The organism is Variovorax xiamenensis (assembly GCF_050916385.1).
Classification (GTDB): Bacteria; Pseudomonadota; Gammaproteobacteria; order Burkholderiales; family Burkholderiaceae_C; genus Variovorax.
In genome coordinates this window covers 1,095,078-1,106,891 of the sequence record NZ_CP139038.1, presented here as the reverse complement: position 1 = coordinate 1,106,891, position 11,814 = coordinate 1,095,078, and the positions used below count along the sequence as shown (strand labels likewise).

General features: G+C 67.4%; 11 protein-coding genes. 1 reads left to right on the top strand and 10 read right to left on the bottom strand.

What is annotated here, in order from left to right:
- Positions 1 to 33 precede the first annotated feature (33 nt).
- The gene (locus SFB74_RS04710; protein WP_093299919.1) at positions 34 to 474 is read left to right on the top strand and encodes an acyl-CoA thioesterase; all 441 of its coding nucleotides are present in this window, start codon (positions 34 to 36) and stop codon (positions 472 to 474) included.
- Positions 475 to 489: 15 nt separating this feature from the next.
- Here the strand turns inward: SFB74_RS04710 and SFB74_RS04705 are convergent, their stop codons facing one another.
- The 10 genes from SFB74_RS04705 to SFB74_RS04660 form a co-directional block, all read right to left on the bottom strand.
- The gene (locus SFB74_RS04705; RefSeq protein ID WP_432731879.1) at positions 490 to 1,587 is read right to left on the bottom strand and encodes an ABC transporter substrate-binding protein; all 1,098 of its coding nucleotides are present in this window, start codon (positions 1,585 to 1,587) and stop codon (positions 490 to 492) included.
- A gap of 195 nt (positions 1,588 to 1,782) precedes the next feature.
- Positions 1,783 to 2,547 (bottom strand): enoyl-CoA hydratase, encoded by a 765-nt coding sequence (locus SFB74_RS04700; RefSeq protein ID WP_432729574.1) that lies wholly within the window; start codon positions 2,545 to 2,547, stop codon positions 1,783 to 1,785.
- Between the two features lie 34 nt (positions 2,548 to 2,581).
- The gene (locus SFB74_RS04695; protein WP_432729573.1) at positions 2,582 to 3,178 is read right to left on the bottom strand and encodes a 2-hydroxychromene-2-carboxylate isomerase; all 597 of its coding nucleotides are present in this window, start codon (positions 3,176 to 3,178) and stop codon (positions 2,582 to 2,584) included.
- Positions 3,179 to 3,204: 26 nt separating this feature from the next.
- Positions 3,205 to 3,954: an SDR family oxidoreductase gene (locus tag SFB74_RS04690; protein WP_432729571.1), complete on the bottom strand. Its 750-nt coding sequence runs from the start codon at positions 3,952 to 3,954 to the stop codon at positions 3,205 to 3,207.
- 4 nt (positions 3,955 to 3,958) lie between these two features.
- Positions 3,959 to 4,795: an acyl-CoA thioesterase gene (locus tag SFB74_RS04685; RefSeq protein ID WP_432731878.1), complete on the bottom strand. Its 837-nt coding sequence runs from the start codon at positions 4,793 to 4,795 to the stop codon at positions 3,959 to 3,961.
- Between the two features lie 29 nt (positions 4,796 to 4,824).
- Positions 4,825 to 5,724, bottom strand: coding sequence for an alpha/beta hydrolase family protein (locus tag SFB74_RS04680; protein WP_432729569.1), 900 nt, complete (start codon positions 5,722 to 5,724; stop codon positions 4,825 to 4,827).
- Positions 5,725 to 5,779: 55 nt separating this feature from the next.
- Positions 5,780 to 6,979, bottom strand: a complete 1,200-nt coding sequence (locus SFB74_RS04675) for an acetyl-CoA C-acyltransferase (RefSeq protein ID WP_432729568.1) — start codon at positions 6,977 to 6,979, stop codon at positions 5,780 to 5,782.
- An 11-nt stretch (positions 6,980 to 6,990) separates the two neighbouring features.
- Entirely contained in the window at positions 6,991 to 9,390 is a 2,400-nt protein-coding gene (locus tag SFB74_RS04670) for a 3-hydroxyacyl-CoA dehydrogenase/enoyl-CoA hydratase family protein (RefSeq protein ID WP_432729567.1), read from the bottom strand.
- A gap of 123 nt (positions 9,391 to 9,513) precedes the next feature.
- The gene (locus tag SFB74_RS04665; protein ID WP_432729566.1) at positions 9,514 to 9,957 is read right to left on the bottom strand and encodes a DUF2147 domain-containing protein; all 444 of its coding nucleotides are present in this window, start codon (positions 9,955 to 9,957) and stop codon (positions 9,514 to 9,516) included.
- A 44-nt stretch (positions 9,958 to 10,001) separates the two neighbouring features.
- The gene (locus tag SFB74_RS04660; protein ID WP_432729565.1) at positions 10,002 to 11,798 is read right to left on the bottom strand and encodes an acyl-CoA dehydrogenase C-terminal domain-containing protein; all 1,797 of its coding nucleotides are present in this window, start codon (positions 11,796 to 11,798) and stop codon (positions 10,002 to 10,004) included.
- Between the last annotated feature and the right edge of the window lie 16 nt (positions 11,799 to 11,814).

Sequence of the window (11,814 nt, the reverse complement as noted above, 5' to 3'; positions counted from 1 at the left end):
ATCGTGGTTGCTTGTTTGTTCCAGATTGTGCCCATGTCAGATACTTCCAGTGCCGCCGCCACGGCCGCAGCCACCCTCAAGAGCCTGCCCACCGACATGGAGCTGGTGCTCAAGGTCATCCCGATGCCGGCGGACTGCAACGTCAACGGCGACATCTTCGGCGGCTGGGTCATGGCGCAGTGCGACCTGGCCGGCTCGGTGATCCCGGCGCGCTACGCCAAGGGCCGTCAGGCCACGGTGGCGGTCAACGAATTCATCTTCAAGCAGCCGGTGCGGCTGGGCGACATCCTGTCGTTCTATTCGAAGCTGGTGCGTGTCGGGCGCACCTCTGTCACGGTGACGGTGGAGGTATTCGCAGAACGCTTCCGCGCGCAGGGCGAGTACATCAAGGTGACGCAGGCCACCTTCACCTACGTGGCCATCGACGACAACGGCCGTCCGCGCCCGATCGAGAAGCCGGCAGAGGAAGAATAAGCAAAACCGTTCTGCTCAGACGCCCGGGTCGCGCACCCGCTCGAAGCGCTCGAACTCGCGGTTGACCCAGCGGCCCTCGCGCCGCTCGACGCGGCGGATGTACACGGTCTGCACGATGTCGCGGGTATGAGCGTCGATCTCGACCGGGCCGCGCGGGCTGTCGAGCTTCAGGCCGCGGAACGCATCCACCAGCCGCTCCCCGGTCGCGCCGGCGCGCGCAGCCATGGCCGCATCGACGGCCGCGAGCGCGTCGTGGGCAGCGACCGCGAAGTAGCCCGGGCGCAGGTGACTGCCGTATTCCGTCTCGAAGACGCCCGTGAAGCGGCGATTGGCCGCCGACTCGTGCGCGAAAGAATAGTGGTGGCTGGTGACGAGGCCGTCGGCCAGCTCGCCGATGCCTTCCAGGTAGTGGTCGTCGGTGGCGTCGCCCGTGGCCAACAGGCGGATGCCGGTGTCGGCCATGCCCCGGTCGCGCCAGAACTTGAGGAAGGTTGCCGGCATCTGCCCCGAAGGCAGGAAGAAGAACACCGCCTGCGGCTTGAGCTCGCGCAGCCGCAGCATGTAAGCCGAGTAGTCCAGCGTGGCGAGCGGCACGCGCAGCATCGCGCCGACCCGGCCGCCGCCCGCGGTGATGCCCGAGACGAAGGCGCTTTCGGCGTCGACGCCCGAGGCGTAGTCGGCCACCACCGTGCAGACGTCGCGCAGCCCCTGCTGCAGCGCCCACCGCGCCAGCGGCAGCGTGACTTGGCCGATGGTGAAGGACACCCGCACCGCGAACGGGCAGCGCGCGGTGATGCCCGACGAGGCTGCGTTCATCACCACCAGCGGCAGCTTCGCCTGCGTGGCGACGTTGCCGACGGCATAGGCGTTGGAGCTGAAGTCCAGTCCCGCGAGCAGCTCGACGCGCTCGCTTTCCACAAGGTCGAGCGCATGGCGGCGCGCCTGGTCGGGCGCGCTGCCGGGCACGTCGCGCCGCAGGAGTTCCACCGGCCGGCCGGCGATCTGCTGGTTGTGCGCGGCCAGCCACACCGACATGCCGGCATCGAACTGCCGCCCGCCGCCCGCATAGGGCCCCGACCATGAACCGATGATGCCGATGCGCAGCGGCCGAATACGCGCCAGGGCCAGCGAGGGCGCCGCAAGGGCTCCTGCCAGCAAGCCGAAAGTACGCCGGCGCGAGAGGCCGGATGCTACTTTTTCAGTAGCATCGTGCGCCCGCTGGCTGGGCGTTGTGAGCGTTCTTGTCTCCGAGGCTTGCACGCCGGACAGTTTAAGCGTGCAAGCCCGGGAAAACGCCTCAGACCCTCATCAGACCTTGGAGAAATCCGGCTTGCGCTTCTCCATAAAGGCACTGAACGCCTCCTTGGCAGCCGGTTCGCGCAGCATCCGCCCGAAGCTCGCGCCCTCCTCGCCCATGCGCTCCAGCACAGCGGGCATCTGGCCCTTCTTCAGCAGGCGCTTGGTTTCCACCAGCGCGCTCAGCGGCTTGGCCGCAAGCTTGCGCGCCTGAGCCTGCGCGATGGCATTCGCCTCGGTCGGCGGCACCACGCGGTTGACCAGGCCCACTTCGAGCGCGGCCTCGGCCATGAAGGGTTCGCCCAGCAGCAGCGCCTCGGCCGCGCGGTGGTAGCCCAGCATCTGCGGCACCAGCAGGCTCGAAGCCGCCTCGGGGCACAGGCCAAGGTTCACGAAGGGCATCGAGAAGGCTGCGTTGTCGCCCGCGTAGACGAGGTCGCAGTGGAACAGCATCGTGGTGCCGATGCCCACGGCCGGGCCGCACACTGCCGCGACGAGCGGCTTCGGAAAGGTCGCGATGCCGCGCAGGAAGCGGAACACCGGCGATTCCTGCGTGGACGGCGGGCCGTTGAGGAAGTCGCCGATGTCGTTGCCCGCGCTGAAGATCGTCGGGTCGCCCTGGATCAGCACGCAGCGCACGGCCGCATCGCTCTCGGCATTGGCCAGCGCATCGGCCAGCTCGGCATACATGCCGCTGGTGATCGAGTTTTTCTTGTCGACGCGGTTGAAGGTGATGGTCATCACACCGGCTTCGGTGTGGACGAGGATGTCGCTCATGAAAGATCCTTGAAGAGAACGGGTGGTGCCGCCATCAGGCGGCGTCGAGTGCTTCGCGTACGAAATCGAGCCGGTCCTGGCCCCAGAACATTTCGTCGCCGACGAACATGGTGGGCGCGCCGAACACGCCGCGCTCCACGGCTTCCTGCGTGACGGCCTTGAGACGGTCCTTGGTTTCCTGCGCGCCGGCCAGCGCGAGCAGCGCGCTCGCGTCGAAGCCGGCATTCTGCAGGACGGCGCCGACGGTCGCCGGGTCGTTCAGGTTCTTCGGCTCCACCCACATCGAGTGGAAGATCGCATCGACGTACGCACCGAAGCGCGCCGGCTCCTGCGCCTGGATGCCGGTGGCGCCGCGCATCAGCAGCAGCGTGTTGATCGGAAAGTGCGGGTTGTGCGCGAAGGGCACGCCGTAGCGCTTCGCGAAGCGCTTGAGGTCCGTCGTCATGTACGGGCCCTTGGGCTTGATCTCGGCGGGCGAATGGTTGCCCGTGGCCTGGAACACGCCACCGAGCAGCATGGGCTTCCACACCAGCTGCGCGCCGGTGTCGGCGCACACGTGCGGCAGCTGCGTCGCGGCCAGGTAGGCGGCGGGGCTGCCGAAGTCGAAATAGAAGTCGACGGATTTCGTCATGGGCTTTGTCTCCTTCCTGGAATTGTTCAGAACTTCTCCGACCAAGGCCGCAGGTCGATCTCGTGCGTCCATGCGTCGCGCGGCTGCGAATGCAGCATCCAGTAGGTGTCGGCGATGTGGTCCGGGTTCAGGATGCCGTCGCTTTCCTTCAGCGCATAACGCTCGGGGAAGTTGCTGCGGATGAACTCGGTGTCGATGGCGCCGTCGACCACAACATGCGCAACGTGGATGCCCTGCGGTCCCAGTTCGCGCGCCATCGACTGGGCCAGCGCGCGCAGCGCCATCTTCGCGCCCGAGAAGGCGCCGAAGTTCGCCGCGCCGCGCAGCGAGGCCGTGGCGCCGGTGAAGATGATCGTGCCGCGATGGCCGCCTTGCGGAATCTCGCGCGCCACCATGCGCTTCGCCACTTCGCGGCCATTCAGGAAGCCCGAGAAGCAGGCCATCTCCCACACCTTGAAGTACTTGCGCGCGGTCTCGTTGAGGATGCTCTCGGGCACGTTGGCGCCGATGTTGAACACCATCACCTCGATGGGCCCGATGGTCGATTCGATCTGCTCGACGAGCGCGACCACTTCCTCTTCCTTGCGCGCGTCGCAGGCGAAGGCATGGGCGCGGCCGCCGTCGGCCTCGATCTGCGCGACCAGCGGCAGCAGCTTGTCGAGGCTGCGCCGCGTGACGCAGGTGGCGAAGCCTTCGCGCGCGAAGCGGCGTGCGATGGCACCACCGGTGGCGTCGCCGGCGCCGACGATGAGCGCGGCTTTCTGCAGGGCAGCCATGTCGTTATTCCTTGTAGTAGACGATCTGGTTCGAGGTGGCCAGCAGCACGCCCTTCTCGCTCCACAGATGCGCCGTCTGGTCGAAGAAGCCGTTGAAGAACTGCTGCCCCGCCGCGCGGCCCAGCAGGTAGCCGGTACCGACCTCGGCGAGCTGTTCCGGCCCGGCATGGAAGTAGGTGGTGATCGACACCGTGCCCGCCGGCACGTGCTTCGCGCGGCGCAGCCACACGCGCGGATAGAACATGTCGCTCATCGCGGCGAGCGAGGCGAAGTCGAGCGGCCTCGGTTGCGCATCGCGCAGCCAGATGCGGGTCTCGCTGTGATGCAGGCTGCCATCCCACTTCGACGGAATGCCGCCGCTGAAGGGACGCATCTCGTACTGGTTGATCCACGCCACGCCCGACGGGCCGATGCTCATGCGATCGACCGTCTCGGGCCTCGGCGACTCGGGCATCGGCATGTCGCTCTCGCCCCAGGTCTCGCGGCGCGCGGCCGTCACCACCGTGGCGGTGGTCGTCATGTTGGGCGCGCCGCTGGCACCGGCCTGCGTGATCTGCACTGTCCAGTGCTGCGTCGAGCGATTGGTGCGCACGGCAATGGCCTGGATGTCGAACGCGCCGGCCTCGATTGCCGCCGCGTAGTTGACGGTAAGCGCGATGGGCGTGCCGAGCACGTCCGGGTGCTGCATCACGGCCTGCAGCGCGAGCGCCGCGGTGGTGCCGCCGAAGGGTCCGACCATGTTCCAGTAGTCGGGGCTGGTCGTGCCGGTGAAGTGCCCCACGCGGATGTCGCTGTGGTGGATCTTCAGGGCCTTGTCGAAGGGGTGCTGCTGCGTGCTCATGATCGGCAGTGTGCCTCCGGTGACCAGCGTCACGCAGTCGTGTGCGGGACGTTGGCGTGCTGCACCGCAGTAAGCGATGCGAGCCTGTGCAGCTTGTCGACCGTGCTCGGCCAGAGGCTCTGGCTGAACTGCTCGCGGAAGAAGCCGAAGTGGCCAATGCGCCGTGCCTGCACGTCGGCCGGCGCGATGCGCTCGACCGCGCTCGGCGCGCCGCCGTAGAGGCTCACAAGGCTCTTGGTGCCGGCGAGCGTCATGAGCTCGTCGTCGGTCATCGACAGCGCGAGCACCGGGAAGCGCACGCGGTTGTAGCTCTGCGACGCCAGCTCGCCTTCGGCTCCGACGCTGTAGCGCGGATTGAGGCACCAGCGCCGCCACTGCAGGATCACGCCGCGCGGCAGGTCGCCGACCTTCTTCAGCTTGCGACCCGGGAAGTAGCCGAACAGCCGCGTGACCAGCGGCACGAGCACGAACCAGAAGTAGAGGATGGTGCGCTTGAGCTTCGGCGCGTTCTCGCGCCAGTAGCCGCTGCCCGCCGCGATGCTCACGAGGCCGTCGACCTTCTCGGGCCGCTGCAGGAAGCCCGGCAGCTGCGCGCCGAGGCTGTGGCCCAGCAGGTAGAGCGGCGAGTCGGGCGATGCGGCCCTGGCCGCGTCGATCACCGCCTCGTAGTCGTGGGCCCAGTCGAACAGGTCGGCATCGACCTCGCGCAGCGGCACGCCGCCGCGCGAGTCGCCGGAGCCCCGGTAGTCGAAGGTCCAGACGCGCAGGCCCTGCTGCGAGAGCCATTGCGCGAAAGGCTCGTAGAAGGACTGGCGTACGCCCATCGCGCCGCCGATCACCACGCTCGCGCGCGGCGTGCCGGCGGGTTCGTAGCGGCGCACCGCGAGTTGCTGTGCGCCGCCGTCGACCGGAAGCTGCTGCGTCTGCATGAGGCTGTCTCCTTCGTTGAACCGGCACTCGTCGCGGTGCCTTGCGCGTTATCGATCAGACGCGCTCGAAGATCCCTGCGGCGCCTTGTCCCATGCCCACGCACATCGTGACCATGCCGTACTTCAGGTTCTCGCGGCGCAGCGCGTGCACCACGGTGGCCGAGCGGATGGCGCCGGTGGCGCCCAGCGGATGGCCCAGCGCAATGGCGCCGCCCATCGGGTTGACCTTCGACGGATCGAGGCCCAGCGTGTTGATGACGGCCAGCGACTGCGCGGCGAAGGCTTCGTTGAGCTCGAACCAGTCGATGTCCTCGTGCTTCAGGCCGGCATAGCGCAGCGCGGCGGGAATCGCCTCGATCGGGCCGATGCCCATGATGTGCGGCGGCACGCCCTTGCTGGCGAAGCTCACGAAGCGCGCGAGCGGCGTGAGGCCGAACTGCTTCACCGCCTTCTCGCTCGCCAGGATCAGCGCGCCGGCGCCGTCCGAGGTCTGCGAGCTGTTGCCCGCCGTCACGGTGCCGCGCGCGGCGAAAACGGTGCGCAGCTTGGCCAGGCCTTCGATGCTGGTGTCCGGGCGCGCGCCCTCGTCGAGGTTCACGGTGCGGGTCTTGGCGATCGACTCGCCGGTCTCGAGGTTCGGCGTGCGGTCTGTCACCTCGATGGGCGTGATCTCGTCGGCGAACTTGCCGGCCTGCTGCGCGGCCAGCGCCTTCTGGTGCGAGGCGAGCGCGAACTCGTCCTGCGCCTGGCGGCTCACCTTCCACTGCTGCGCGACCTTCTCGGCCGTGAGGCCCATGCCGTAGGCGATGCCCACGTCGCCTTCGCGCTCGAAGATCGAGGGCGACAGCGAGGGCGAGTTGCCCATCATCGGCACCATGCTCATGCTCTCGACGCCGGCTGCGATCATCACGTCGGCCTCGCCCACGCGGATGCGGTCGGCGGCCATCTGCACGGCCGACAGGCCCGAGGCGCAGAAGCGGTTGACGGTGATGCCGCCGACGCTGGTCGGCAGGCCGGCCAGCACCGCGCCGATGCGCGCAACGTTCAGGCCCTGCTGCGATTCGGGAATCGCGCAGCCGCAGATGATGTCCTCGATCGCCTTCGGGTCGAGGCTCGGCACCGCAGCCAGCGCTGCGCGCAGCGTGGTGGCCAGCAGGTCGTCGGGACGGTAGTTGCGGAAGTAGCCCCTGTGCGACTTGCCGATGGGCGTGCGGGTTGCGGAGACGATGTAGGCGTCTTGTACTTGCTTGCTCATGAAATCTGTCCTTAGTTGCGCACAGGCTTGCCGGTGCTGAGCATCCCCATGATCCGCTCCTGCGTCTTGGGGTGCACGATGAGCGAGCAGAACGCCTTGCGTTCCAGCGTCATCAGGTATTCCTCGGTCACGAGCGAGCCCGCGTCCACGTCGCCGCCGGTGACCACGTTGGCGATCAGGCTGGCGATGTGGAAGTCGTGCGCGCTGATGAAGCCGCCGTCGCGCATGTTCACGAGCTGGCCCTTGATGGTCGCGGCGCCGCTGCGGCCCGCGACGCGGAAGGTACGGCGCAGCGGCGGGCGGTAGCCGGCGTCGGCCATGGCCTTCGCCTGCTGCAGCGCCACGTACAGCAGTTCGTCCTTGTTCGGCACGATCACGTCGCTGTCGAGCAGGTAGCCCAGCTTCTTCGAGTCGAGCGCGCCCGTGCCCACCTTCGCCATCGCGGCGGCGGTGAAGCCTTCGGTGAGGAAGGGCAGCAGGTCGGTGCCCGTCGAGGCCGACGCGTTCTCGGCCGCGCGGCGAGCGATGTAGGTCAGGCCGCCCGCGCCGGGGATCAGGCCCACGCCCACTTCGACCAGGCCGATGTAGCTTTCCATCGCTGCCACACGCTTTGCCGAATGGATGGCCAGTTCGCAGCCACCGCCCAGCGCCATGCCACGCACGGCGGAGATGACCGGCACGTTGGCGTAACGGATCTTGAGCATCACGTTCTGCAGCTCTTCTTCCGCGCCCTCGACCGCGCTGATGCCGGCGACCACGAAGGCCGGCAGCATCGCCTGCAGGTCGGCGCCGACGGAGAACACCTCGTCGGGCGACCAGATCACCAGGCCCTTGTATTCAGCCTCGGCCAGGTCGACCGCGGCGCCCAGCGCCTCGGCCACGTCGGGGCTGATGGCGTGCATCTTCGAATGGATGCTGGCGATGAGCACTTCACCGTCGAGCGTCCAGACGCGCACGTCGCCTTCGTCGCTGATGGTGGTGCCGGCCGTGTTGGCATCGGCCGCGTTCGCGCCGAGCACGCTCTCGGGGAAGAGCTGGCGGTCATGCACCGGCAGGCGGCGCTGCGGCACGAACTTGTTCTGCGAAGCGCTCCAGGAGCCTTCGGGCGTGTGCACGCCACCGGCCTCGGCCACGGGGCCTTCGAACACCCACTTGGGCAGCGGCGCGCTGCTCAGCGCCTTGCCGGCGTCGATGTCTTCCTGCACCCACTTGGCGACCTGCGCCCAGCCGGCCTCCTGCCAGAGCTCGAAGGGGCCCTGCTTCATGCCGAAGCCCCAGCGCATGGCGAAGTCGATGTCGCGCGCGCTCTCGGCGATGTCGCCCAGGTGCACGGCGGCGTAGTGGAAGCCGTCGCGCAGGATGGCCCAGAGGAACTGGCCCTGCGGTCCTTCGCTCTCGCGCAGCAGCTTCAGGCGCTCGCCCGCGGGCTTCTTGAGCATGCGGCCGTACACCTCGTCGGCCTTGGCGCCGGCGGGCACGTACTCGCCGCTCTTCAGGTCGAAGCGCAGGATGTCGCGGCCGGCCTTCTTGAAGAAGCCGGCCTTGGTCTTCTGCCCCAGGTTGCCCAGCTCCAGCAGCTTCGCGAGCACCGGCGGCGTAGCGAAGTTGGCGTAGAACGGATCGGTCTCGGCGTTGAGGTTGTCCTGCAGCGTCTTCACGACGTGGGCCATCGTGTCGAGGCCCACTACGTCGGCGGTGCGGAAGGTGCCCGAGCTGGCGCGGCCCAGCTTCTTGCCGGTGAGGTCGTCCACCACGTCGGGCGTGAGGCCGAACTTCTCGACTTCCTTCAGCGTGGCCAGCATGCCGGCGATGCCGACGCGGTTGGCGATGAAGTTGGGCGTGTCGTGCGCGCGCACCGCGCCCTTGCCGAGCGTGCTGGTGACGAAGGCCTCGAGGTCGTCGAGCACCTGCGGCTGCGTGGTGGGCGTGTTGATCAGCTCCACCAGGAACATGTAGCGCGGCGGGTTGAAGAAGTGGATGCCGCAGAAGCGCGGCTTCAGCGCTTCGGGCAGTGCCTCGCTGAGCTTGGTGATCGACAGGCCCGAGGTGTTCGAGGCCAGGATCGAATGCTTGGCGACGTGCGGCGCGATCTTCTTGTAGAGATCGAGCTTCCAGTCCATGCGCTCGGCGATGGCTTCGATGACGAGGTCGCACTCGCCGAGCTTGGCCAGGTCGTCTTCGTAGTTGGCCTGTTCGATCAGGCCGGCGTCGGCCACGTCGCCGAGCGGCGCGGGCTTGAGCTTCTTGAGGTTGTCGATGGCGCGCGTGACGATGCCGTTCTTCGGGCCTTCCTTGGCGGCCAGATCGAACAGCACGACAGGCACGCGCACGTTGACGAGGTGGGCCGCAATCTGCGCGCCCATCACGCCGGCGCCGAGCACGGCGACCTTCTTCACTTGAAATCGGGACATAACTGGGCTTTGAAGTTTTGAATCAGTTCGGGGAACACCGCGGAACCGGCTTTGCCGGGCCGCTGGTGTTGCCCCCTTGAGGGGGGAGGCGGCTACACGAAGTGAGCAAGCAACGGGGGTGGGTCAGGGAACGCGGTTCCAGGTTTGGGTGCGCCAGAAGGGGCCGAGATAGCCGCGCACTTCGAGCTTCTTGCCGCCATCGACGGGCGTGAAGCTCGCGCGGTATTCCTTGCCGTTCTCGGGGTCGAGGATCTTTCCGCCTTCCCAGACGTCCTTGCCCTCGGCCTTCTTGCCGCCGCGGATGATCTCCAGGCCCGCGATGGGCTTGCCCTTGCGGTCGTCGCTGCATTCGTCGCAGACCGCGTCGGGCTTGGTGTCCTTCTTCAACGACTTCTCGATGCGGCCATTCAGCGCACCGTTTGTTTCGGCGATGCGGATCTCGGCCTTGACCTCGCCGGTCTTGTCGTCGACGTTGCGCCACAGGCCCACCGGCGTGATGCCGGCGCCCTGGGCCATGGCCGAGGCGGCGGTGACGGTGAACAGGACAGCTGCAAGCGTTGCTTTCATGAGCGGCTCCAGGTTGGATGTCGGTTGAGGAAAGACCCGCGGCTTCAGGCCAGTGCGGCGTCGGTGTCCATCAGCACCTTGCTGCCGGCGCGCGCGGTGCGCATCAGCGTCGCGGTCTCGGGGAACAGCTTGGCGAAGTAGAAGCGCGCGGTCTGCAGCTTGGCGACGTAGAACGGGTCGGTGTTGCCGGCGGCGATCTCGCGCAGCGCGACCTGTGCCATGCGGGCGAACAGGTAGCCGAACACGAAGTGGCCGGCCACGCGCAGGTAGTCGACGGCAGCGGCGCCCACTTCGTCGGGGTTCTGGAAGCCCTTGAAGCCGATCTCGGTGGTGAACTTGGTGAGCTGGTCGCCCAGGCCGGCGATCGGGTTGATGAACTCGGCCATCTTCTCGTTCACGCCTTCTTCTTCCACCAGCTTCGCGACGAGCTTGCCGAACTTCTTCAGCGAGGCGCCGTTGTTGCCCAGCACCTTGCGGCCCAGCAGGTCCAGCGACTGGATGGTGTTGGTGCCTTCATAGATCATGTTGATGCGGTTGTCGCGCACGAACTGCTCCATGCCCCATTCCTTGATGAAGCCGTGGCCGCCGAAGACCTGCATGCAGGCGTTGGTCGCGGTGTGGCCGTTGTCGGTGATGAAGGCCTTGACGATGGGGGTCAGCAGCGCGACCAGTTCGCCGGAGTCCTTGCGCACCTTCTCGTCGGGGTGGTTGTGTTCCTTGTCGAGCAGCAGCGTGCAGAAGATCTGCAGCGCGCGGCCGCCTTCGGCGTACGCCTTGGCCGTGAGCAGCATCTTGCGCACGTCGGGGTGCACGATGATGGGGTCGGCTTCCTTGTCCTTGGCCTTCACGCCCGAGAGCGAGCGCATCTGGATGCGGTCCTTGGCGTAGGCCAGCGCGTTCTGGTAGGCCACTTCGGTCAGGCCCAGCGACTGGTTGCCCACGCCCAGGCGGGCCGCGTTCATCATCACGAACATCGCGGCCAGGCCCTTGTTGGGCTCGCCCACCATGGTGCCGACGGCGCCTTCGATCACGATCTGCGCGGTGGCGTTGCCGTGGATGCCCATCTTGTGCTCCAGGCCGGCGCAGAAGATCGGGTTGCGCTCGCCCAGCGAGCCGTCGGCCTTGACCTTGAACTTCGGCACCACGAACAGGCTGATGCCCTTGCTGCCCTTGGGCGCGTCGGGAAGGCGTGCCAGCACCAGGTGGATGATGTTGCTGGTCATGTCGTGCTCGCCGGCCGAGATGAAGATCTTGTTGCCGGTGATGCGGTAGGTGCCGTCGGGCTGCGGTTCTGCCTTGGTGCGCAGCAGGCCGAGGTCGGTGCCGCAATGCGGCTCGGTCAGGCACATGGTGCCGGTCCATTCGCCGCTGGTGAGCTTGGGAAGATAGGTTTTTTTCTGCTCGTCGGTGCCGTGCGCTGCGAGCGCTTCGTACGCGCCGTGCGACAGGCCGGGGTACATGGTCCAGGCCTGGTTGGCGCTGTTGAGCATCTCGAACAGGCACTGGTTGACCACGAAGGGCAGGCCCTGGCCGCCGAAGGCCGGGTCGCACGACAGCGCGGGCCAGCCGCCTTCGACGTACTTGGCGTAGGCGTCCTTGAAGCCCTTGGGGGTCTTCACTTCATGCGTGTTCTTGTCGAGCGTGCAGCCTTCCTCGTCGCCGCTGATGTTCAGCGGGAAGGTCACTTCGGCGGCGAACTTGCCGGCCTCTTCGATCACCGCGTTGATGGTGTCGGCGTCGGTCTCGGCATGGGCCGGAAGCGCCTTGAGCTCCTCGGCGACGTTGAGCACTTCGTGCAGCACGAACTGCATGTCGCGTACGGGGGGGTTGTAGGTAGGCATCCGGAACTCTCCTGGT